Origin of the sequence: Kangiella shandongensis (assembly GCF_020005365.1) — a bacterium.
GTDB classification, from domain to species: domain Bacteria; phylum Pseudomonadota; class Gammaproteobacteria; order Enterobacterales; family Kangiellaceae; genus Kangiella; species Kangiella shandongensis.
Genome location: NZ_JACNML010000003.1, coordinates 48,451 through 72,438, shown reverse-complemented (window position 1 = coordinate 72,438; position 23,988 = coordinate 48,451). Strand labels below are relative to the sequence as shown.

Genomic DNA, 23,988 nt, shown 5'->3' with positions numbered 1-23,988 from the left:
CTAACACCTTGATATTGATACAAATGGATACTTTTTACAGGCGTTAGGAATAAATGGTATATTGATAGGATATTTGTTTGCGCAGGAATTGCTATGAAATTGACTTCTTTTAATATTAAAACAACGACTATTGCTTCTTTGAGTTTATTGCTTGCCGCATGCGGTGGAGGGAGCGATAGTGATTCGCCAGAGCCCACTCCTATCAGTGAGGCTCCAACCTGGACACAAGGGGTTTTTGAAGATGAAGATAAGTTCAAAGATCTGTGTGAAAACCCTCGCTCGGGCACGGATATAGACGGAGACCCATGGCCAGATCAAGAGGGCGGTTATCTCCATGAAAAGCATTGGCTTCGTTCCTGGAGTAACAATACCTATCTATGGTATGACGAGATTCAGGATCAAAACCCAGCTAATTTTGGCTTACCAACAGAGTACTTTGACGTATTAAAAACGTTTAACACTACCAGTTCGGGTGCCAATAAAGATAACTTCCATTTTTTCCAGGATACCAATGAATATGAGCAACGCGTTTCTTCTGGTGCGTCATTCGGCTACGGAGCTGAATTCTTTTTGATTAGTGCTGCACCACCGCGGGAAGTGGTTGTTGCTTACACTGAGCCTAACTCTCCGGCTACTGATGCCGCTTTAACCCGAGGTGCAGAAATCCTGGAGATTGACGGTGTTGATGTTGTTAATGGTAGTGATACCGATAGGCTTAATGCTGGTCTGTTTCCCGCTGAAGATGGTGAGACTCACGAATTTGTGATCCGCGATTTAGGCGCAACCGACACGCGTACCATCACAATGACGTCGACAACGGTGACTTCTGATCCGGTACAGAATGAAAAGGTTTTCGATACGGCATCAGGTAAAGTTGGTTACATGCAGTTTAACACCTTCGGAACCCGAATTGCCGAGCAGGAAGTGATTGATGCTTTTGTTGACTTCTCCAACCAGGGTGTTGACGACGTCGTGGTCGATTTACGCTATAACGGTGGCGGTTTCTTATTTATTTCCAGCCAGTTAGCTTATATGGTTGCTGGTGATGCTCAAACCAGTGGTCGTATCTTTGAAGAAACTGTATTCAATGATAAGCACCCCGATATTAACCCTGTAACTGGTGAAGCGTTAGAGCCGACACCTTTTTATTCAACGACTTCCGATGAGGCGACTGCTCCGGGTGATACATTACCGAGTGTCAATTTGAATCGAGTCTTTGTGCTATCAACCGGCGGTACCTGTTCGGCCAGTGAGGCGTTTATCAATGGCTTGCGTGGTATTGACGTACAGGTGATTTTAATCGGCGATACCACTTGTGGTAAGCCTTACGGCTTCTTCCCAACGGATAATTGTGGCACGACCTATTTCACAATCCAGTTCCGTGGTGAGAACGATAAAGGCTTCGGTCAGTATGCTGATGGTTTTGTCCCTTCATCGACGGATAATGGACAGGACTTGGTTCAGGGCTGTGTCGTTGCAGATGATTTTGATCATCTGCTGGGTGATCCAAACGAAGCCATGCTGGCTGCTGCATTAGAATATCAGAGTAGTGGCTCTTGTCCTGCTACGGCGAGTAAGACGACCAAGCGTCATGCTGCAAAAAGTTATATGCAAGATGGTTCGCTACTTAAGTCCCAGCGGGTGCAGCAACAGCTCTTCTTGGAGCAAAACCGTAATCTAGAAACCCCAGAGGAGCTGAAGCAATGAGAGCTCAAGCTGTTATAATTTCGGTTGTACTAGGAGGGTTGTTAGTGTCTTGCAAAACTTTGGATAGATCAAACGCCAGTCCCGCGGTGGTTACCGAATTGTCGGAGCCGGCTAAACAACAAATAGCCGATACCATTAATGAGGTCATGCCAGGAGCCAATGTGCGCCTGGCAGATGATACCTTGAGTAAGGATAACCGCTTGTTTATCCAGCGAAAGACGACGATGGTCGATGGCAATCCTGCTCAGGGTCGAATTACCGAGATGCCAAGGAAGTTTGAGTTATTTATCTCTAATGGCGATTGTTTCTTAGTCGATGATAAAGTCGGTGACAGCTATTATCTGGATAAGGTGCAGTGTCGTAGAATGGATTAACTTCAGGAATTAAAAGCCAGCATATCGCTGGCTTTTTTGATGTATATCACTATTGAAAAAATTTCAATAATCCCCATCTTTGCCGTACTGTTAGTTAACTTATTGAAAAAGAACTATGGCAGAGACAGCGACTAAAAAAACACATTCTTTTCAAACTGAAGTGAAACAACTTTTGCATTTGATGGTGCATTCGTTGTATTCCAATAAAGAAATCTTCCTGCGTGAACTTATTTCTAATGCAGCCGACGCGGCGGATAAGCTACGTTTTAAAGCTTTAAAAGACAGTAGCCTTTACGGCGGCGACAGCGAGCTTAAGATCCGTATTACTACGGACAAAGACGCTAAAACCGTTACCATTTCCGATAATGGTATCGGTATGACCGAGCAGGAAGTGATTAACAACCTCGGAACTATCGCAAAATCAGGTACGGCAGACTTTTTAAAGCAGCTTACTGGTGATCAGAAAAAAGACTCCAAGCTGATTGGCCAGTTCGGTGTGGGTTTCTACTCGGCATTTATTGTGGCGGACAAAGTCACCGTGATTACGCGTGCTGCGGGGACTGACGAAGCGGTGATCTGGGAATCTGCTGGTGACGGTGAGTTTACTATTGAACCAACGGAAAAAGATACTCGTGGTACCGATATTACTCTTCACTTGAAAGAGGGTGAAGAAGAGTTTTTAGAAGAGTTCCGCCTACGCAATATTATCGGCAAATATTCTGACCATATTTCACTACCAGTGGAAATGCATAAGATGAAAACTGGTGAGGATGAAGAAGACAGCGCGGAAGAGTTTGAGGCGGTCAATAAGGCGACGGCTTTATGGACTCGTCCGAAGTCTGATATCTCTGATGAAGAGTATCAGGAATTTTATAAGCATATATCCCATGATTTTCAGGATGCTTTGACCTGGAGCCATAATCAGGTTGAAGGCACACAGGAATATACGAGCTTATTGTATATCCCATCAAAGGCACCGTTTGACCTGTGGAACCGTGATCGCGTTCGTGGAGTGAAGCTTTACGTCCAACGCGTATTCATCATGGACGATGCCGAGCAGTTCTTGCCAGTCTATTTGCGTTTTGTCCGTGGTTTAATTGATTCGAATGACCTGCCTTTAAACGTGTCGCGGGAAATTCTTCAGGACTCTAAAGTAACTCAGTCATTACGTAATGCGGCAGTATCTCGAATTCTTAAGATGCTGGATCAGCTGGCGAAGAAAGATAAAGAGAAATATCAGCAGTTCTGGGATGAGTTTGGTCAGGTACTGAAAGAGGGAACTGGAGAAGACTTTGCCAATAAGGAAAAAATTGCGAAGCTGTTCCGTTTCAGCTCAACGCACACTGACGATAAGGCACAAACGGTATCGCTGGATGATTACATCGAGCGTATGAAACCGGGTCAGGACAAAATCTACTACATTGCAGCAGACAGTTTCCTGGCGGCTAAAAATAGTCCTCACCTGGAAATCTTCCGCAAGAAAGGCATTGAAGTCCTGTTAATGTCGGATCGTATTGATGAGTGGACTATTTCTCACCTTACCGAATACAGTGATAAGAAATTTGTATCGGTGACTCAGGGCAATCTGGATCTTGGTAGTCTCGAAGACGAGAAAGATAAGCAGGCCCAGGCAAAAGCCAGTGAAGAACATAAGGACTTCATTGAGCGCGTTAAAACCGTTCTTGGCGATAAAGTTGCAGAGGTGAAAGTCACTATGCGTTTGACGGATACGCCAGCCTGTATCGTTGCAGGTGAGGGCGATATGCCGCTACAAATGGTGAAAATGCTTCAAGCTGCCGGTCAGCAGGTGCCTGATGTGAAGCCTGTTTTTGAAATAAACCCTGAGCATGCTTTGATTAATCTGGTTGAGAAAGAGCAGAATGATGAGCAGTTTAATGAGTGGGTTGACGTGCTATTTGATCAGGCGCTGCTTGCGGAGCAAGGGCAGCTGGACGATCCAGCCAGTTTCGCAACCAAGCTTAACAAGCTACTATTAAAACTGGCTGACTAAGCCGTCATTGTATCAGTCCTATACTGGCCCGTGGCTAGAGTGAGGGTAATATCTTCACCAAGGCCGCGGGTGTTCGCCTCTCTATAAAGAACCTGTTTGTCACCTGATAGTCTCTTCAGGTTTAGGTTACGACCGGCAACCTCCGTCGAACTTCTTAACACCTGTCTATTTACTTTACAAAACAGCCCAAAAAAACCTCGTTATAACTGTAAAATATTGAGGGTGTGATTTGTGTTTATTGTTCTTGTTATTCAAGTTTTTTAGGGTGTCCGTTATCCAAAACCTATTTTGTCATGGGACGTGAGTTAGCAGGCTATTGAGCTTTGACAATGACGTTCAGGAGTTAAAACTGGATGAAGGAGTATTTAATTATGAGTCATTTATTTAAAGTCGTTTTGTCTATCTTTGCTTTTTTCCTTGCCGCAGGACAAGCCGAGGCAGGGAAGCTAGAAGTCGAGTTGAGTCAAGCTCGCCAAGCAACTGCTCTATATCATAATCTAGATAACGCACTTATCGATGGGTACGTGGATATTGGTGTGTATGTTCCGGGTATGGGGCATCACTATCTTAACTTCTCCTATGTTGATGATGCATTTGAAGTTGATAAGCCAGAAGTGCTGGTTTATGCCAACTCAGAAGCAGGTGGGAAGTTGAGGCTGGTTGCTCTCGAGTATTTGATTCCTGCTGCATTATCGGCCTCTGCGCCAGAGGGGTTTACCGGTGATGAAGACCACTGGCACATCAACCAAGACATAAACATGTGGGCACTACATGCATGGATCTGGTATCACAATCCTGATGGAGTCTTCAGTGACCTGAATGACCGAGTAGACTGAGTACAGCTGAAATGTCCTGCGTAAGGTCCAGTAATTTTACTGGACCTTTTATAATCGTAGGGCAAGGTTCAGTTTAACCTTTGTCTGCATCTCGGTAATGCGGATCCAGCCAACAACGTGGCAAAGACTCATTGGATAGAAATACCAGATCAGACTTAGCAAAAGTTTCTGGTTCTTGAATTTCTTCACCATAATGAAGGCGGCCCTTGATGGTAGTTTGGAAAGGATCAAATAAATCGCTTAACTCCAGAACCTCTACCAGATGCCCATTGGTGCTCTCCTTCAAATACATAAGCGCTCCTTATATCGATACTATAACAGGCATTGCAAGCATAAGCTTATGACCAGCTTAGCAGTTTTGCTATGGGTTGTGCTATCTTTATAACTGACTGTCATTTATCAGTGGTTTTATTGAAAAAGTAAAAGCTGGGTACTATTGTGCTAGTTTATTGTGTACAAAAGCTGCACTACCAGGGTGAGGACTGTTTTGATTAACCTTAATGTTCAAAAGGAGGTAAAGTGGCAGAGTTAACTTACCGGTCCACAATAACGTGTCCACAATGTGGTCATCAAAAAGCCGAGGTTATGCCAGCTGACGCTTGCCAGTATTTTTATGAGTGTGTGTCCTGTAAGGCTTTACTCAAGCCCAAGTCTGGAGATTGTTGCGTTTTTTGCTCTTACGGTTCGGTTGCTTGTCCACCGATTCAGCAACAGACAGGATGTTGTAATCGAGAGTAGCAATAGAGCTTCTCGCTGGGTATGTGTTGTTAAGTGGAGTATCACACGCTTCTGAAATATATTCATAGCCACCTTTAAGATTGGTTGTTAAAATCCAGCTTAATTATCTTTAAATTTGCCGCCAGCTGCGGTTTTTTCATGCAGAAAATTTTGAACAGTAAGCTTTTTAAACTCTTATTCATCGTCTGCTGCCTGGCTATTTTTACTGTGTCTTTGATGCCGGGCAAGCAGCTACCGAGTAATTTACCCTGGGATAAGGCGTTACACTTTATCGGGTATGCTGGCTTGGCATTTCTTGCGCGCATGGGCTCGGTTAAACACCCCAGCTGGCAAATCATTATTGGCTGTATTGTCTTTTCACTCGGTATCGAGTTTATACAGCAATTTATTCCAAACCGTGGTTTTGAATGGGAAGACCTTATAGCGAATTCACTCGGTGTTTTGTCTGGTGTGTTGATTGCTGTGCTTCTAAAACCATTGTTAATAAAGGACACTAAATAGCGCTCTTTACTGTCAGAGAGATTACAGGTGACAGCTTTAAGTCTAATTTCACTTTCCTAACAAAGTGGCATTAGCAGATTTAAATGTAGTGCATTAGATTAAAAGTTAATGTCTGGGGAAATGACCGTACAGGCTACGGACGAACGAAGTAACGGTTATCTAAGCCTTTTAATAATGGCTAAGCACCGTTATTTTAGCCATTTTTTACTTGAGATACGGGGCTATTCCAAGTATCTTTAGCGCCTACACAGTCAATCTTTACAAATAAGGCTAGGAGACTTCGCTCATGCGAGTTATTTTGTTGGGTGCCCCAGGCGCGGGAAAAGGCACTCAGGCGCAATTTATTAAAGAAAAATATGATATTCCTCAGATTTCGACGGGTGATATGTTACGGGCTGCGGTTAAAGCAGGTACTGAATTAGGCCTCCAAGCCAAGCAAAAGATGGACGCCGGTGAACTGGTATCCGATGACATTATTATTGGTATTGTGAAAGAGCGCGTTAAGGAAGACGACTGTAAAAACGGTTATTTATTAGACGGTTTCCCACGCACGATTCCTCAAGCAGATGCCATGCGTGAGCATAACATTGATGTTGACTATGTCGTTGAAATTGATGTTGACCACGAAGAAATCGTTAAACGCCTAAGTGGTCGTCGTGTACATCCAGCCTCAGGTCGTGTTTATCATGTGACTTATAATCCGCCTAAAGAAGAAGGTAAGGATGATGAGACGGGTGAACCGTTGATTCAGCGTGATGATGATCAGGAAGATACGATTCGTCGACGTCTGGCCGTTTACGAAGAGCAAACACGTCCTCTGGTTTCATATTACTCTAAATGGGCGGATGAAGAGCCTTCAAAAGCACCTCAGTACGTTAAAGTTGCTGGTGTTGGTTCTGTTGAATCTATCCGCGACGCTATCTTTAAAGGTTTGTCTTAATTAAACCAGTACCAGTAGGCGAGAAGTAGATTGAAAAAACAGGGTGTTTTATTATGTAATTTAGGAACTCCGGACGAACCAACGCCTAAGGCGGTTCGTCGGTATTTATCTCAGTTTCTGCATGACAAGCGCGTTGTTTCTATTTCTCGCTGGGTTTGGTGTCTGATCCTTCATGGCATTATATTAAGAATCCGCCCACAAAAAGTCGCCAAGTTATATCAAAAGATTTGGTATAAAGATGGCTCGCCACTGTTGGTTATCGCGCAAAAACAGCGTCAGAAATTACAAAGCGAGATCAATGAACGTTTTGTCGATCAGCGCTACGGAAAACATGTGCCCGTTGAAATAGCGATGGCTTATGGTAATCCTTCGATCGACGATGGTTTGCAGGCACTGAAAAATCAGGGTTGCGAGCGTATCATTGTCTTGCCGCTATACCCGCAGTACTCATCAGCGACGACAGCATCTATTTTTGATCGGGTGGCGAAGCATTATAAAAATAAATATTTCGTACCTGAAATTAGCTATGTCGGTGACTACCATGACCATCCGCACTATATCCACTCATTAGCGAGGTCCGTTCGTCAATTTAGAGAGCGTCATGGCGATAGTCAGAAGCTTTTATTTTCTTATCATGGGGTGCCACAGCGTTTCAGTGTTAAAGGTGATCCTTACGAAGCTCAGTGCCGTAAAACGACCGAACTGGTTGTGAAAGAGTTAGGACTGACCGAAGATGACTATGCGATTTCTTTCCAATCCCGTTTTGGTAAGGAAGAGTGGATCAAGCCGTATACTGATGAGTTATTAATTGAGTGGGCAAAAGATGGCGTGGAGTCGGTTCAAGTGATTAGCCCGGCGTTTAGTGCGGACTGCCTGGAAACGCTAGAAGAGTTAGCCGTTGAGAATCGAGATATTTTTATTGAAAATGGTGGCTCTGAGTATCAGTACATCCCAGCCCTTAACGATGACCGAGCTCATATCGAGTTGATGCTGCAATTGGTCGAGCAGCGTCTGTTAAATTAAGCTCCATGCGTCTCTTAGCCGAGCGAACGGATTAATGCATGGCAGACTCCCTTTCTCTTAAATCCCTTTTCTCTTCTGATGGAGCCTTGTCAAAAGTCTTTACTGGCTTTAAACAGCGTGAAGAACAGTTGACGATGGCTGAAGCCATTGAAGACGTTATTGAATCGGAAGAATCAATCTGTATTGAAGCCGGTACCGGTACCGGTAAAACTTTCGGATATTTAGTTCCTGCACTTAAAGCCTGGCATCAGCAAGATAAGAAAGTCATCCTTTCCACTGGTACAAAAAACCTGCAGGATCAACTGTATTATCGAGACTTACCCAATATGCGCAAAGCATTAGGGGTTTCACCAAAAATTGCCTTGTTGAAAGGGCGGAATAATTATTTATGCCTTTATAGAATGGAGCAAAGTCTTGACTCGGGGCAGTTTCAGAGCCGTAGTATGGCTGATACTCTGGTTAAAGTTAAAAGCTGGTCCAGACAGACCCAAAGTGGCGATCTAACTCAATGTTCAGATTTGGCTGATGGTGATGCCTTATGGCCTTACGTTACCTCAACCAATGACAATTGCCTTGGTGTAGAATGTCCTGACTATGCCGACTGTTATGTCGCCAAAGCACGACAAAAAGCGACTTCAGCCGATGTGGTCGTGGTTAACCACCATTTACTTCTTGCTGATATGGTGTTGAAAGACGATGGCTTTGGTGAGTTATTACCGGATGCCGATATGGTGGTGGTGGATGAGGCTCACCAGTTAACGGATATCGCACACAGTTTTTACGGTCAGCGACTGACCAGCAGACAGCTGATGGAAGTTTGTCGGGATACTGAGCTGGAGGCGCTGACAACGGCAAAAGATGATCGACAGCTGAGTGTGTCAGTGCGGCGAGTCGAAGGTGCTGTTAACGAAGTTCGTCTGTCGTTAGGTGAGGCCGGGCAGAAAGTTAATTGGCAGCTGATTGCTTCCCCGGAGCTACAACAAAAGCTTAAAGAGTTAGAAAAGGAATTGTTGGCGCTTTGCGAGCGGCTGGAGCGGCATGCATCGCGTTCTAAAGGTTTGGATAGTTGTCATCGTCGATGCGAAGAATCGTTGCAAAGCCTGTCTTTGTTTAACAGTAGTTTTGATAATTCTGAGCAAACCAAAAGTTATGAGGCTGTGCGTTGGGTTGAAACCTATCGTAATGGCTTCGCTATTTTAGAAACACCACTGAACGTTTCCGAGTCTTTTGCACGGAGTCGTAAAGAACATGCAGCAACCAGCTGGATCTTTACCTCAGCGACCATGACGCAGGCTGATGATTTTAGCCTGTTCAAGCAGGAGCTGGGACTAGAGCAGGCCAAAGAGCTGATCCTGCCGAGTCCTTTTGATTATGAACATCAGGCTATTTTGCATATCCCACGAAGTTTACCGGATCCAAGAGATAGGGCTTATATCAGTACTTGGCAAAAAGAAATCTTGCCGTTGGTAGAAAGTAATCCTGGTGGCACTTTCGTTCTTTTTACCAGTTATGCTGCCCTTAATAAGGTTAAGGAACTGTGGCAGGAGCAACTATCAGGCAAGGAGCTGTTTGCACAAGGTGATTTACCAAAAAATGAACTGATTGAACGCTTTCGTGAAGCCGGCGATGCTGTGTTGTTGGCAACTTCCAGTTTCTGGGAGGGGGTGGACGTTAAAGGCGAAGCTCTCAGCCTGGTCATTATTGATAAACTACCGTTTTCAGCACCTGATGAGCCTTTAATAGAAGCCAAAATACAAGCGGCGAGAAAGGCAGGCAAAAACCCTTTTTTCGATATTCAAATTCCACAGGCCATTATTGCATTGAAACAGGGAGCGGGGCGCCTGATCCGGGATTATTCTGATAAAGGCGTATTGGTGCTCTGTGATCCTCGTTTAATCGCGAATCGTTACGGACAGAAGTTTCTGAAGAGCTTGCCGCCAATGAAGAGAACTCGTGATAAGGCGGTTGTGTTAGAATTTTTACAGAGTTTAAGTTTAGACAGTGATAACAAAGACGCTGACAATGGCTAATTTATTGATTATAGATACTGCTACAGAGGCTTGCTCAGTAGCACTGACATTCAACGGTAATCTCTATAAGCAAGCAGAGGTTGCTCCTAGAATGCATGGCGAGCTGGTATTGCCGATGGTTGATGAGGTTCTGCAAGAAGCTGGAATCAAATTGAAGGAGCTTGATGCCATAGCCTATGGACAGGGTCCTGGTGCCTTTACGGGGCTTAGAATTTGTATCAGTATTGTTCAAGGGCTGGCCTTTGGCGCTGGGTTGCCTGTCGTGGGCGTGTCTAGCTTACAAGCGATGGCCCAGGGGCTTTATATGGCTAAAGGCGAAAAGCAGCTGTTAGCGGTCATAGATGCACGAATGGGCGAAGTGTACTGGGGGCAGTACCAGGAAGTTGATGGCTTAATGCAGTTGGTTGGCGAAGAAACCGTTTGTTCTCCAGAGCTTGTCACAATTTGTGATGCTGATGCGTCTAATGTATATCAAGGTGTTGGTACAGGTTGGAAAACTTATGCCAGCGAACTGAGTGAAGCTTTGAATATGCCCATAGTTGTACAGACGGAGCCATTATATCCACTCGCAGAATATATGATGCCGATGGCAGAGCATTTATTAAAGCTAGGTAAAGCTGTTCCTGCAGAGCAAGCATTGCCAATATATCTACGTGATAATGTAGCGAAAAAAGCTAAAGAAAAACAGGAGTGATATATGAAAATCTTAGGAGTAATGTTTGCAACTTGTTTTGTTACTGCATGTTCGACAAGTCCACACTTTGTAGCTGAGCAGTCGTATAAACTTAATGATTTGTCAGAGGGCAATGTTACAGCCAGTCATGATGTACAAGGTGGGATCATATCTAATCTAGAAAAAGATACGGTCAGTGATAAGTATGTGGTTACCGTTGCGAAAACTAGTTTGAGTGAAAATAACAAGCCGAAAAAGGCAGTAGCCGTGTTATCTTCTCAGTCATTTAAAACTGTAGTTGATAGCAAGTATGTTGATGAGTTGAAAGTGGGGAATGAAATTACAGTTTTTGGATCCTCTGGAAACTCTGATAAAACAGACGGCACTATAAGAGCCGAAAATTTCTATGTTTGGAACGATAAGCCAGTTTATGAGTATATTGAGTTGGCAACCCCCGTTGAAATAAAGTCAGGGATTTTTGCTGATGGAGTGTGGATGTGTACTGACTGTGAAGGAAAGAGGAAGTCAAAAATGCTTACGCAGAGTTTAAGGGAAAAGTATAAGGCTGATGGGCGGGTAGAGTCTGAGCCACCTTATCAAATTAAACATAGAACTGATGATTATTGATTGTTCAGCTTAAATTCACAGAATATATAGTAAAATACTAGTAGTTTGGGTTACTGGGTATTGTTTTGAGAGATTTTAAGGAGATTGTATATGGGTAAAATTTTAAAGCTTACATCTGTGTTGTTTGGCGGAGCCTTGCTGGCCGCGTGTGCCACTACGCCCGAGCAGATTGCATTTGAAAAGCCTAATCTCGACTTTACTCAGGTCGCTCAGAGCCCACAAGCCTACACCAAGCAAGAAGTTCGTTGGGGCGGTATTGTGGCTCGAGTGGAAAATCTGGAAAAGGACACCTTAATTGAGGTGGTGAATTTGCCACTGGGTCGTAAGGCACGTCCGGTAGAGGGACAGGAGACAGGTGGCAGGTTTATTGCTCGGGTCCCCGGTTTTTTGGATCCGATGATTTATGACGTTGGTAAAGAAATTACCGTTGTCGGTAAACTGGCAAAACCAATGCCGGGCAAAGTCGGTGAGCATAAAATTAATTTCCCTGTGGTTGATACACGAGGCCATTATCTGTGGAAAAAGCGTCCGAATTACGAGTACGTGGAAGTGTATTCAGCGTGGGATCCCTATTGGTTTTACCATCGTCCCTATTACTGGCCATATCACTACCGCTATCGTGTGATTCGTCATGATCGGGATTACCAACGTCGTCGTGAGCTTAATCGCGATGCAGAGAACCCGGATACAGAAATTTATAGAGATGTGCCTGAGCCAAGGACTGAGCGTCAGCGGCCAGTACGTCCAACAAAGTCAACCCCTGTACGCAAAGCTTCAGACAAAAATTCTGAGATCTTGAAAATGAAGTAAAGATTGAATGCGTCCATTAAAAAAGGAGCTTTGTGGCTCCTTTTTTGTGTAGTGCTTATTCCGGTTTATCATGGCCATAAAACTTGATGTTACGCTTTATTCGATCGCGTCCATTCGACATTCGCCAGCGGTTCGTATCTCTTAAGGAGTACACGCAGCCACAATATTCCTGCTGATAGAACTCTTCCCGTTTGGAAATTTCTATCATGCGTTGAGCACCACCTTTTTTACGCCAGTTAAAAGTCCAGTAATTGACTTCATCATAACGGTTTGCCGCTCTAACGCCACAGTCGTTAATTTGCTCCATATTTTTCCAGCGAGAAATCCCGAGGGTACTGGTGATTAGGTCAAAGCCATGTTCCGCGGCATAGAGCGCCGTGCGTTCAAAACGTATATCAAAACATACTGTACAGCGTGCACCACGCTCAGGTTCGTTCTCTAAGCCCTTAACCCGCTCAAACCAGTTATCTTTATCATAATCGGCATCAATAAATTCTATGCCCAGTTTATCGCAGAAACGTTTGTTTTCATCTTTGCGAATCTCATACTCTTCAATGGGATGAATATTCGGGTTATAGAAAAACACTGTTTGTTGAATTCCTGAGGCGTGAACCGCTTCCATGACTTCTGCTGCACAAGGGGCGCAACAGGAGTGCATCAAGACTTTATCTTCACCGTTTGGTGTCTCTAGAACGGGACGGTCGTAGTTATCGACTGAATAAGGATTCACGCTAAACTCCAAGAGTTAGAAAACTCGGTATTTCGATGGCTATCAAGGCGTAATGGTAAACCGAAGCATGACAAGTCGCAAGTCGGTTAAAGGTTCGCTTTACCATTCTGTTGGGCGAATTGAATAGCATGCCGGGAGCGACGAATAAATCGTGATAACAGTAGAACCGCTGCTATTGATAGGCCAATAATAATGCCAACCCAGAAGCCTTGAACCTTAAGCTCTTGATATTCAGCTAAATAATAGCCAATGGGGAAACCGAAGATCCAGTAGGCAATGCCCATATAAATCATGGGCACCTTAGTATCTTTCATGCCCCGTAGGGCACCGGCGCTGTTGATTTGCAGACCATCCGAAAACTGGAATATGGCAGCCAGGAAGATCAAACTGGCTGCTAAATTAATGAGTTCCGGATTATCTGTATAAAAGCCCACAAAATCATGCCTGAACAATAGCATCAGGGTCACTGACAGTGCTTGAAACAGTACACTCAGGCCAATGCCACAAAAACCAGCTAACCGCATCTGGCGGTAATTTTGCTTGCCTTGCCAAAAGCCAACTCGCGCCGTTATTGCAACGGAAAGACCCAGAGGGACCATAAAGGCAACGGTAGCAATGTTCATCGCTATTTGATGTGCGCCGGTTAAATCCACCCCATAGCGGGCTACCATAATACCGATCATGCCGAAAAGACCGACTTCCATCAGCATTCCGACGGCAATTGGTGTGCCAACGGTAAAGTATTCCTTGATGAGCTTGGGCTTTGGCCAACTGATATTCTTGAAAATATCCATTTCATCGTATCGCTGATTTTTATAGGTATAAATCAGCAGAAATAAAAAGAGTAGCGACCAAACGACACTGGTGGCATAACCAACACCAACCGCGCCCATCGCTGGTAACCCTAAACCGCCATAAATAAACCAAGTATTGAACAACACGTTAAATGGAATAACCAGAAAGGAGCACACCATAATGGCTTTGGTTGAGAAGAGTCCCTCATTGGCCGAGCGTAGAGCTAGAAACATAAAGGCTGGTAACGTTCCCCAACTCATTGCCGTTAAATATTCAGATGTTAACTTAGCAATACCAGGGCTGACATCCATCAACAGCAGAGGTGAGTGCATATTTCTTAAAATAACAAAGACAATCACGCCAAAGGCAATAGCAATCAATTGTCCCAGTTGAAATGTTTTGCCAATCTGTTTGAACTGCCCCTGACCATTAAAGTGCGACACCATTGGGTTTAACGCGAAGCTTAGGCCCAAGTAGAGTGAAAATATAATCATAAAGGTGTTGGCACCGGTACCCACTGCCGCCAGTGCATGTTTGCTATAGTTACCAGCCATCAAGGTATCAACCACGCCGAGTGTCATTTGTGCGAGTTGCGCCAGAATGGCCGGGATGGCGACTTTGATCAGGGCGCCACTTTCTTCACCAATGTGGCGTAGTGAATGCTTTTCCATAAGGTGTCTTTGCTTTATTCTGGTAGTCTCAATGCGCCAAGAGCGATGCCGTGGCTTAAAAACTCACCGAGCGGCAAACGCGGGAGTTCATCCAGATCATTCTTCGATAAATGAAACTGATGGTTGAGTTTTTGAATCGCTTTTTCCAGTCCTATCGGGAACTGGAAATAGATTCCGTTAATAAACGTGAGCAATGCCTGTTCATGCTCAAAGTACGCAATTCTGGCTAATGGACTTAATTCAATCCCTTCCGTCAGGGCAATTTCTGATAGCTCCTGTGCTTTTGGCAGGTTTACTGAACCTACGGCTTCTGGGTATTTCAGTTCTGTCACGGTTTTGCCTGCTGCGATTAGGAGTTCGCGCCGGTTTAGTAAATGCTGTAACTCGTCTTGAGCCCAGTCTGGGAGCTCCGAATGTAACGCACCAAATGCATGATACTTTTTAAGCTTGCCTCCGTCGTGCCACAGGCTATCAAACTGCAACGATTGGGAGCTGAGTAATGCATCCAAAATGGAACCAATACTCGGAGCTCTAAAGCCTATGGAGTAGGTTATACTGTTACCGATTGAAATCCCCCAGTGCGGTGTTGCTGGAGGAATATACAGAATATCACCAGGGTTGACGATAACATCAATGGTTGCCTCAAAAGGCTCAACTTGTGCTATGTGGGGGTGAGGGTTGATGCTACTAACATTCTGTCCCTGATAACCAATACGCCAGCGACGCTGTCCTTCCCCCTGTACCAGAAATACGTCATATTTATCGAGATGTGGGCCAACACCGCCATTATCGGTCGCAAAGGACACCATAATATCGTCCAGACGCCAGCGAGGCAGGAAGGAACAGGTTTTAGTTAGCTCCTGAAGAGGCGGGTGGAAGTAATCCAGTGATTGCACTAAAAGCGTCCAGTTGGCTTCTCCTAATTCCCGAAAAACTTTTTCGTCCAGAGGGCCGTGTGAGAGCTGCCACTGTTGCTGGTTATCATCGTGCTGAATTAATCGTGACTCGATATCATCATCCAGACTGTAGCCAGCCAGTTCTTCAGGGCTGATAAGCGCAGGATCGTCATCAAAACCACCACGAATCAGTAGCGGTTTCTTCTGCCAATACTCAGAAAGGAACTCTTCTGGACTGACTGAACCTAATATATTGGACTGATCTTGCGCCATAAGCTTTGTTTTACTAAATGGATTTTGCTTGTTCGACTGCATTACCAATATACGTCGCAGGCGTTAGCTGTTTCAAGCGCTCTTTTTCCTCTTCGGGAAGCTCTAAGCTATCAATAAAGACCTTCATGTCATCCTGAGTCACACGCTTACCACGTGTCAGCTCTTTTAGCTTCTCATAGGGATTTGCGATGCCGTAGCGGCGCATTACTGTTTGAATTGGTTCCGCCAGTAACTCCCAGTTGGAGTTCAGTTCATCAAGCAGTGATTGTTCGTTAACTTCCAGCTTGGAAACACCTTTTAATGTTGCCTGGTATGCGATCACGCTGTGAGCAAACCCAACCCCCAGGACGCGTTGAACCGTAGAGTCGGAAAGGTCGCGCTGCCAGCGAGAAATAGGTAATTTCATGGTCAGGTGACCAAATAAGGCATTGGCAATGCCTAAGTTACCTTCCGAGTTTTCGAAGTCGATAGGATTAACTTTATGTGGCATAGTCGAAGAGCCAATTTCGCCAGCAACAGTCTTCTGCTTAAAGTGACCCAGAGCTATGTAGCCCCAGACGTCGCGGTCAAAGTCGATAATGATCGTATTAAAACGCGCTACAGCATCAAACAGTTCGGCCATGTAGTCGTGCGGCTCAATCTGAGTTGTATAAGCATTCCAGGTTAAACCAAGCGAGGTGACAAATTTTTCAGCAAAGCCTTGCCAGTCAAACTCTGGATAAGCAGACAGGTGAGCATTGTAGTTACCTACTGCACCATTAATTTTGCCGAGGATTTCCTGGCCTTCAATCTGTTTCAATTGACGCTCAAGGCGGTAAACGACGTTGGCCATTTCTTTGCCCATTGTCGAAGGCGATGCTGGTTGGCCGTGAGTCCGAGACATCATTGGAACTTCAATAAACTGACCTGCCAGATCACGGATTGCAGTAACAACCTGCTTTTGGCTGTCTATCAAAGCTTCTGTTCCTTCCTTAAGCATCAGTGCATAAGACAGGTTATTGATATCTTCAGACGTGCAGGCAAAGTGGATAAATTCACTGACCTGATTTACTTCATTATTGTCAGCAACTTGTTCTTTCAGGAAGTACTCGACGGCTTTAACATCATGGTTGGTCGTACGCTCGATTTCTTTAATGCGTGCCGCGTTGTCTTCAGAGAAGTTTGCGACAATACTATCCAAAAGCTGGTTAGCTTCGGCAGAAAACTGGGGTACTTCTTTGATTTCAGAGGTTTGTGATAGAGCCTGTAACCAGCGTACTTCAACCGTGACGCGGTATTTTAATAGGCCGTATTCACTGAAAATAGGACGTAAATCGGCTGCTTTTGAACCGTAGCGGCCATCGACTGGAGAAATTGCAGTTAAAGCGGAAAGTTGCATCGTCATACCTTATCCGTGAAAGCTAATGATCAATTCTTTAAAGGGGCTGATCATACCTTATACTCGGTTTAAAAGTAAGCATAAGAAGATGGTGATGTAGGAATGAACGTAAGGTGGGCCGAGGCCCACCCTGTAGGAATAAAAAACAGGCGAAACTGGCTTTTTCTGTTGGAAGACTGCTAGAAGCCTATATCGAGAATGTCGATGATTTCTCGGGTGTTTTCCATCACACGAATAATTTTACCTTCAACCTCGATGATTTTGCTGCCTATCGGACCAATGGGTAACCGGCGACGCAGGTCGTAGGGGACTTCATGGCCGTGTCGGTAAATATCAATAGGAAGAACGTCGCCACGGTTTAACTTCTTAGCCCAGCCCGGAGGTAGCTGCCCTGTGCGTTCATACTTCTTCTGCAAGCCTGGCGGCAGGTTAGCGCGGTTAGCTTCGCGATAGTCACGATCATGGTAGTGACGGTCGTAATAGTCTGAAATGATGTTACGGTCACGATCATCGAAATAGCGTTCACGTCTATCGGGCTTAGGCTCCAAGCGATGTTGGGCGTCTTCGAGTCTGTCATCATAAGCTTCAGCAGCTTTTTCGTTTTGTTTTCCGGCGTGAGGGGGCTTTCCTTTGGCCAGTACTGCTGGGCCGCTTATAGCAAATGCCACTGCAATACCTATGAGCGTTACTCTTTGTTTATTCATCATTTATCCCCTAATTCTATATTAGTGTTGGTTTATAGCTTATTATAATCATGATGAATCACTCCTGAACAAGATACACCTCACATTCGTCGCATGCTGTGTTATAATCAGCCGCCAATTTTCAGGGGAGGTTGCTGAAAAGCGCCGGGAATGGCGTCGAAAAACCTTGAAATGCCTTGATTGATAGCTAAAGGCGGGTCATCGTAGCCTTCTTAGTAAAAACTGAATCGTAAAAGATTTGAATTTGCCAAAAATGAGGAATATAGCGTGTTAGAAGCATACAGAAAACATGTAGCAGAACGTGCTGAGCAAGGTATTCCACCTTTGCCTTTGAGCGCAGAGCAAGTGAATGAGCTTGTTGAATTACTGAAAAATCCACCAGCAGGTGAAGAAGAGTTCTTAGTTGAGCTTTTAACTGATCGTGTACCTCCAGGTGTCGATGAAGCAGCTTACGTTAAAGCAGGCTTTTTAGCTGCGATCGCTAAGGGTGAGGCAGAATCTCCGCTGGTTAATAAAGAGCACGCTGTTAAGCTTCTAGGCACTATGTTAGGCGGTTATAATATCGCAACATTGGTTGAGTTGCTTGATGATAAAGCATTGGGCGAGTTAGCTGGCGAACAGCTAAAGGACACCTTATTAATGTTCGACGCTTTCCACGATGTGGCAGAGAAAGCAGATAACGGAAACGAGATTGCAAAAGACGTGATTAAGTCTTGGGCAGAAGGTGAGTGGTTTACTAAAAAGCCAAAAATGGATGAAAAAATTACGCTAACCGTATTTAAAGTGCCGGGTGAGACCAATACTGATGATTTGTCTCCAGCACAGGATGCCTGGTCACGTCCAGATATCCCTCTTCACTCATTAGCAATGTTAAAAAATGCTCGTGAAGGTATCGACCCGGATAAAGAGGGTGAAATTGGCCCAATGAGCTTGATTGAAAAGCTTGAAGAGAAAGGCAACCCAATTGTTTACGTGGGTGACGTTGTGGGTACTGGCTCTTCACGTAAATCTGCAACGAACTCAGTATTATGGTTGATGGGTGACGATATTCCTCATGTACCAAACAAGCGTGCCGGTGGTTTCTGTTTCGGTAGTAAAATTGCTCCAATTTTCTATAACACGATGAAAGATGCGGGCGCTATGCCAGTAGAGCTTGACGTGTCAAAAATGGAAATGGGCGATGTTATCGATTTTTACCCGTATGAAGGTAAAGTGACTAAGAACGGCGAAGTCATCTCTGAGTTTGAATACGGCAGCAAGGTTATCTTTGATGAAGTCCAAGCGGGTGGTCGTATTCCTCTTATCATTGGTCGTGGCTTAACAGAGCGTGCTCGTGAATACTTAGGTTTGGACGCGACGGACTTATTCCGTAACGCAGAAGAGGTTACTGACTCTGGCAAAGGTTATACGCTGGCGCAGAAGATGGTTGGCCGTGCCTGTGGTGTTGAAGGTGTTCGTGCTGGTCAATACTGTGTCCCTAAAATGACGACGGTTGGCTCTCAGGATACAACTGGTCCTATGACGCGTGATGAGTTGAAAGATTTAGCGTGTCTGGGTTTCTCTGCTGACTTAGTCATGCAGTCATTCTGTCACACCGCGGCTTACCCGAAACCTGTCGATGTTGGTACGCAGCACACGCTTCCAGATTTCATCATGAACCGTGGCGGTGTTTCGCTTCGTCCTGGTGACGGTATTATTCACAGCTGGTTGAACCGTATGTTGCTTCCTGACACTGTGGGTACTGGTGGAGACTCGCATACACGTTTCCCATTGGGGATTTCGTTCCCGGCAGGTTCCGGTCTGGTTGCATTCGCCGCTGCGACAGGCGTTATGCCTTTGGATATGCCTGAGTCGGTATTGGTTCGCTTTAAAGGTAAGCGTCAGCCTGGTATCACGCTTCGTGATCTGGTCCATGCGATCCCTTATCAAGCGATCCAGGATGGTCACTTGACGGTAGAAAAAGCGGGTAAGAAGAATATTTTCTCTGGCCGTATTCTTGAGATTGAAGGTCTTGAAGACTTAACGGCCGAGCAGGCATTTGAGCTTTCGGATGCTTCAGCTGAGCGTTCAGCTGCGGGTTGTACCATTAAGTTAAGCGAAGAATCAGTGGCTGAATACTTAGAATCAAATATTGTATTGCTTAAGTGGATGATTTCTAACGGCTATGGTGATGAGCGTACGCTGTCACGTCGTATTGAGAAGATGCAGGAGTGGCTAGATAATCCAAGCTTGTTATCTGCAGATGCTGACGCAGAGTATACCGAAGTTATCGAAATTGACATGGATAATCTGAAAGAGCCAGTGTTGTGCGCTCCTAACGATCCAGATGACGCCCGTCTTCTAAGCGAAGTTGCTGGTGATAAGATTGATGAGGTGTTCATCGGTTCTTGTATGACTAATATTGGTCACTTCCGTGCAGCGGCCAAGCTGCTTGAAGATATCGAAGCTGGCACGTTAGAAACACGTTTATGGATTGCTCCGCCGACTAAAATGGACGAACACCAGTTGATGGAAGAGGGACACTATAATACCTTCGGCCGTTCAGGTGCTCGTTTAGAGATGCCAGGCTGCTCATTGTGTATGGGTAACCAGGCACGAGTTGCACCTAAATCAACGGTGGTTTCGACGTCGACGCGTAACTTCCCGAACCGTTTAGGACAGGGTGCTAACGTTTACCTGGCCTCTGCGGAGCTTGCTTCTGTTGCTGCGGTTATTGGTAAGTTGCCAACGGTTGAGGAGTACAAACAGTACGCCGATAAGATTGATTCCATGGCAGATGATATCTACGTTTATATGAACTTCCACCAGATGGAAGAATATAAGCAGCAGGCGAATAAAGTGACGATTCCTGTTTCCAATCAGGTAACCGTCGATGCTTAATTCGCATTGTTAATAAAAAGCCCGCTTCATGCGGGCTTTTTTGTAACTCTTCGATTTTATTTTTTCGAGTAGTCATTGAGGTTTATGACTGTACTACTGCTCTTGGCTTTTCGCTGAATTTCTGGAAAGTATTTTTCTTCAATTTGCTCCAAAGTGATTGGAGGATCAAAGTAGAAGCCCTGGAACATGCAACAGCGTTCCTTGCATAGATAATCCAGTTGCTCTTTAGTTTCTACTCCCTCGGCGATAACCTCTAAACCCAGGTCATGGCTCATGCCAATAACAGTACGGATGATGGTTTCGCTGTCGGGGTCGCCTGGAATATCTTTAATAAAGGAGCGATCTATTTTCAGCTTGTCCAGCGGTAGTTTTTTGAGGTAGGTAAGAGAAGAATAGCCTGTACCGAAGTCATCAATAGACAATCTAACCCCCAGCTTTTTAAGCTCCTGCAGAACATCAATAGAAATTCGAGCTTCATGCAATAATACGGTCTCCGTCACCTCGAGTTCAAGTAAATGCGGTGGAATTTGTGTTCTTTCCAGAAGCTCTTTAATGTAATTGACAAGATCCGAGTGACGAATTTGGACTGCTGAAAGATTCACCGTGATGAATGGTGATATGCCGTATTGTTCAAGCCAATGCTGTATTTGGAAGCAAACTTGTTTAAGTACCCATTCACCGATCGGAATAATTAAGTGGTTTTCTTCAGCGATAGGGATAAATTCTGCCGGGGATATAATGCCTTCGGTTGGGTGGTTCCAGCGTAGCAATGCTTCGGCGCCGATAAACTCATTATCGTCATTAGTAATTTGCGGCTGAAATCTCAGTAACAAACGAGACTCTACCAGCGACTTTCTTAACTCGCGTTCGAGCAGGTGGTTGCGAACCACAACCTTTTCCATTTCACGCTTAAACACAGCATAGCGATTGCGGCCCATTGATTTCGCGTAATACATAGCGGTATCGGCTCTTTGTATAATGGACTCTTCGGTATTGGCGTCGCGCGGGTAAATTACAATACCGATACTAGCTGTTGTAAATAGCTTATGACCATCAACATGGTATTCCTGAGCAAGTGTATAGTTTATATTCTCTGCGATTTTACAAGCTGCTTTTTCTGCTTCCAGCTGATCACTGTCTAGCTGGTTGAGTTGTATTATAAATTCATCGCCGCCAAGGCGGGCTACAGTATCACCTTCTCTAACGACATTCTTTAATCGAACCGCAACTTCTTGCAGAAGATTATCACCTGCCATATGACCCAGAGAGTCATTAATATTCTTAAAATAATCTAAATCAATGAATAGCACTGCGCCACTTTGATCATAGCGTTGCGTTAAGGCTAGCGATTGGTGGATGCGATCCTTGAGTAACAGGCGATTGGGTAGCTGGGTAAGTGAGTCATGTTGCGCCATGTGCTGAATTTGGCTTTCATACTCTTTTGATTCGGTGATGTCCACGCCGACAGTCACGACTGACGGTATGCGGCTATAGCGGGTGACAAAAGGGACTTTTGAAATCTTGAGCATGATTTTCTGGCCTTCAATGTTGTAGGCCTCTATTTCTTTTTGAATGGCGTGCGCGTCTCTTCTTAAGAGTAACTGTTCCTCCTCGAACAGACTTTTGGCTTTGGGCACGTGTGAAATTAAGTCCTTTTGGCGGTACCCTTCAATATCTTTCATATTAATACCAAAGAAATTGGCGGCGTAACGGTTTGCCAGAATAAGCTTACCGTTGGCATTACTGGCAAAAATCATGTGAGGCACTAAGTTGATGATCTGCCGAATTTGATCGCTTTTATCCTCCAGATCCTGGGTTTGTATTTTGACCTGCTTTCTTAAGATAAAAACGATTAGGGCTGCGAAGAGGAGCAAGCTGAGGATCACGAGTGACACATATAGCAGCCATGGAGGAAGAGGCTTTGTTTGAGCAATTTCAGTTAAGTATTTGTCTTTTAATTGATAATAGATGGATCTTTCGTCGAAACGCCAAAGCCGTGTATAGCGGTCAATCGTTTTCAGCAAATTGGTGTTGGTATTTTTTGCGGTGGCAAATAAAACCTTGCGTGGCTCGAATACAATAGGGGTTTTTCGTATTAACTCATTGTTATAACCATAACTGACCAAGTTACTGGTAACGATTCCGGCAACGGAGCGTTTTTCGAGTAGCTCGAATGCTTCCCGATAGGTCGCCACTTCAATGAAGTTGCACTCGATACTGAATAAGTCGCAGAGATTGGCTAGTTTTATACCATAGACTTCATTTTTGATAATGCCGAGCGTTCTTCCTGAAAGGCCGATGATGTTCTCCGGCATTTTTTCTTGATGGTGCACATAGACCTGTCCCCAACCTGTAAGGATGCCTTCTTCGTTAAAATCAAGAAGTTCGGCGCGGGCCTCGGAATAGGCGATAAATGGAATCAGGTCGATGTCATTATTGAGAGTTCTTGGAATTGCTTGAGGCCAGTCCATGTTGACCCATTCTATATCCCAGTCTTCTTCCCGAGCCATCTGCTCAAGAAGTTCAACCATAAAGCCTTGACGCTTGTTGTCTTCGGTAAGCTCCATAATAGGAGGAGCATTAAACATAGCTACTCGCAAAGAACGCTTAGGCTCTTTGGTCTGCTCGCTAGCCAGAATATCAGGTGTTAATAGCCCACAACATAAGAACACTGCTAAAAACACTAGGGTTCTTATCAAAAATTTATACAATTGGTTACCCCTCACTATGCATTTACCATAGTATTTTTCCGGGGTTTTGGCAATATAATTTGCTTAGCTAAGGTGATGACTGCCAGGTCTTGATGTTAACCACTCCAGAGCCTGTCCAGCGCTGGTAAATATACCGATAGGATAGAAGTTACTGCCGCTTGTTGGAGAGTTTTGTAGGTGGTTGGCGACCAGGTGTTCAAGATGATGCTGTTCAAGAACGGCCATATTACCTTGACTTAAGACATAGGCCACAGAGGAGTATAAAGCCTGATGGTGCTTGCTCTGGATATAGGAGGCTAGATCGCTGGAAACGTCTGAAATTCCATCTAACTTGATGAGTAGTTGGGGTAAGCGGTTATTCTGTTGATGGTAGCAGGACTGAATAAACTCGTCTTTTTGGCGCAGAAAAGCTTCGCAAAACATGACGTTATGAGGGTATTGCAGGGTAACCACGGGAACGTCAATTCTTGTGATAGTCAGCTCCTGGATAAGGGGTTTGTGAGCAGGTGCTTTCTGTTGTAACTGTTTTCCCGTACGCATTTAAACTATCCAGTTGTGTTAAGAGTTCAACACCATTATAAGGGAGTACTGGTCGGATGTTTGTCATATTGTTTAAAATCTATACAAAAAGAGCAGCGGTTAGGCTGCTCTTAAAGTTTTTACATTTTTAAATGAAAAGT

21 protein-coding genes are annotated in these 23,988 nt (G+C 44.7%); 13 read left to right on the top strand and 8 right to left on the bottom strand.

Annotated features, from left to right (window positions below):
- Positions 1-93: 93 nt before the first annotated feature.
- The 4 genes from H7708_RS03765 to H7708_RS03750 all read left to right on the top strand — a co-directional run bounded on the left by H7708_RS03765 (position 94) and on the right by H7708_RS03750 (position 4,928).
- Positions 94-1,707 (top strand): S41 family peptidase, encoded by a 1,614-nt coding sequence (locus tag H7708_RS03765; RefSeq protein WP_223669142.1) that lies wholly within the window; start codon positions 94-96, stop codon positions 1,705-1,707.
- A 44-nt stretch (positions 1,708-1,751) separates the two neighbouring features.
- The gene (locus H7708_RS03760) at positions 1,752-2,081 is read left to right on the top strand and encodes a hypothetical protein (RefSeq protein WP_223669141.1); all 330 of its coding nucleotides are present in this window, start codon (positions 1,752-1,754) and stop codon (positions 2,079-2,081) included.
- 115 nt (positions 2,082-2,196) lie between these two features.
- Positions 2,197-4,092 carry a molecular chaperone HtpG gene (gene htpG, locus H7708_RS03755; protein ID WP_223669140.1) on the top strand — a complete coding sequence of 632 codons (1,896 nt, stop codon included), beginning with the start codon at positions 2,197-2,199 and terminating at the stop codon, positions 4,090-4,092.
- Between the two features lie 371 nt (positions 4,093-4,463).
- Entirely contained in the window at positions 4,464-4,928 is a 465-nt protein-coding gene (locus H7708_RS03750; protein WP_223669139.1) for a hypothetical protein, read from the top strand.
- A 73-nt stretch (positions 4,929-5,001) separates the two neighbouring features.
- Here the strand turns inward: H7708_RS03750 and H7708_RS03745 are convergent, their stop codons facing one another.
- A complete protein-coding gene (locus H7708_RS03745) occupies positions 5,002-5,220 on the bottom strand; it encodes an acetyltransferase (RefSeq protein WP_223669138.1) in 219 nt (72 codons plus the stop codon).
- A 227-nt stretch (positions 5,221-5,447) separates the two neighbouring features.
- Between H7708_RS03745 and H7708_RS13460 the strand changes: the two genes are divergently transcribed.
- The 8 genes from H7708_RS13460 to H7708_RS03710 all read left to right on the top strand — a co-directional run bounded on the left by H7708_RS13460 (position 5,448) and on the right by H7708_RS03710 (position 12,270).
- Positions 5,448-5,666 carry a GDCCVxC domain-containing (seleno)protein gene (locus H7708_RS13460; RefSeq protein ID WP_328798964.1) on the top strand — a complete coding sequence of 73 codons (219 nt, stop codon included), beginning with the start codon at positions 5,448-5,450 and terminating at the stop codon, positions 5,664-5,666.
- A gap of 138 nt (positions 5,667-5,804) precedes the next feature.
- A complete protein-coding gene (locus H7708_RS03740; protein ID WP_223669137.1) occupies positions 5,805-6,167 on the top strand; it encodes a VanZ family protein in 363 nt (120 codons plus the stop codon).
- Between the two features lie 286 nt (positions 6,168-6,453).
- A complete protein-coding gene (gene adk / locus H7708_RS03735; RefSeq protein WP_223669136.1) occupies positions 6,454-7,107 on the top strand; it encodes an adenylate kinase in 654 nt (217 codons plus the stop codon).
- A 30-nt stretch (positions 7,108-7,137) separates the two neighbouring features.
- Positions 7,138-8,130, top strand: coding sequence for a ferrochelatase (gene hemH / locus H7708_RS03730; protein WP_223669135.1), 993 nt, complete (start codon positions 7,138-7,140; stop codon positions 8,128-8,130).
- Positions 8,131-8,168: 38 nt separating this feature from the next.
- A complete protein-coding gene (locus H7708_RS03725) occupies positions 8,169-10,160 on the top strand; it encodes an ATP-dependent DNA helicase (RefSeq protein WP_223669134.1) in 1,992 nt (663 codons plus the stop codon).
- Entirely contained in the window at positions 10,153-10,854 is a 702-nt protein-coding gene (gene tsaB, locus H7708_RS03720) for a tRNA (adenosine(37)-N6)-threonylcarbamoyltransferase complex dimerization subunit type 1 TsaB (protein WP_223669133.1), read from the top strand. The genes H7708_RS03725 and tsaB overlap by 8 nt, the downstream gene beginning before the upstream one ends.
- 3 nt (positions 10,855-10,857) lie before the next feature.
- On the top strand, positions 10,858-11,460 hold the full coding sequence (locus tag H7708_RS03715; RefSeq protein ID WP_223669132.1) for a hypothetical protein: 603 nt from the start codon (positions 10,858-10,860) through the stop codon (positions 11,458-11,460).
- A 90-nt stretch (positions 11,461-11,550) separates the two neighbouring features.
- Entirely contained in the window at positions 11,551-12,270 is a 720-nt protein-coding gene (locus H7708_RS03710; RefSeq protein WP_223669131.1) for a Slp family lipoprotein, read from the top strand.
- Positions 12,271-12,325: 55 nt separating this feature from the next.
- On the opposite strand, the gene H7708_RS03705 is transcribed toward H7708_RS03710, so the two are convergent.
- The 5 genes from H7708_RS03705 to H7708_RS03685 all read right to left on the bottom strand — a co-directional run bounded on the left by H7708_RS03705 (position 12,326) and on the right by H7708_RS03685 (position 17,720).
- Positions 12,326-12,928, bottom strand: a complete 603-nt coding sequence (locus H7708_RS03705) for an epoxyqueuosine reductase QueH (protein WP_235727511.1) — start codon at positions 12,926-12,928, stop codon at positions 12,326-12,328.
- A gap of 158 nt (positions 12,929-13,086) precedes the next feature.
- A complete protein-coding gene (locus H7708_RS03700; protein ID WP_223669129.1) occupies positions 13,087-14,466 on the bottom strand; it encodes an MATE family efflux transporter in 1,380 nt (459 codons plus the stop codon).
- A gap of 14 nt (positions 14,467-14,480) precedes the next feature.
- Positions 14,481-15,635 carry a cupin domain-containing protein gene (locus H7708_RS03695; RefSeq protein WP_223669128.1) on the bottom strand — a complete coding sequence of 385 codons (1,155 nt, stop codon included), beginning with the start codon at positions 15,633-15,635 and terminating at the stop codon, positions 14,481-14,483.
- Positions 15,636-15,648: 13 nt separating this feature from the next.
- Positions 15,649-17,013, bottom strand: coding sequence for an adenylosuccinate lyase (gene purB / locus H7708_RS03690; RefSeq protein ID WP_223669388.1), 1,365 nt, complete (start codon positions 17,011-17,013; stop codon positions 15,649-15,651).
- 179 nt (positions 17,014-17,192) lie between these two features.
- Positions 17,193-17,720, bottom strand: coding sequence for a hypothetical protein (locus H7708_RS03685; RefSeq protein WP_223669127.1), 528 nt, complete (start codon positions 17,718-17,720; stop codon positions 17,193-17,195).
- 264 nt (positions 17,721-17,984) lie between these two features.
- On the opposite strand from H7708_RS03685, the gene acnB reads away from it, so the two are divergent.
- Positions 17,985-20,597: a bifunctional aconitate hydratase 2/2-methylisocitrate dehydratase gene (acnB, locus tag H7708_RS03680; protein ID WP_223669126.1), complete on the top strand. Its 2,613-nt coding sequence runs from the start codon at positions 17,985-17,987 to the stop codon at positions 20,595-20,597.
- Positions 20,598-20,653: 56 nt separating this feature from the next.
- Here the strand turns inward: acnB and H7708_RS03675 are convergent, their stop codons facing one another.
- Together H7708_RS03675 and H7708_RS03670 are read right to left on the bottom strand one after the other, a co-directional pair.
- A complete protein-coding gene (locus H7708_RS03675) occupies positions 20,654-23,281 on the bottom strand; it encodes an EAL domain-containing protein (protein WP_223669125.1) in 2,628 nt (875 codons plus the stop codon).
- A gap of 90 nt (positions 23,282-23,371) precedes the next feature.
- The gene (locus H7708_RS03670; RefSeq protein WP_223669124.1) at positions 23,372-23,848 is read right to left on the bottom strand and encodes a hypothetical protein; all 477 of its coding nucleotides are present in this window, start codon (positions 23,846-23,848) and stop codon (positions 23,372-23,374) included.
- Positions 23,849-23,988 lie beyond the last annotated feature (140 nt).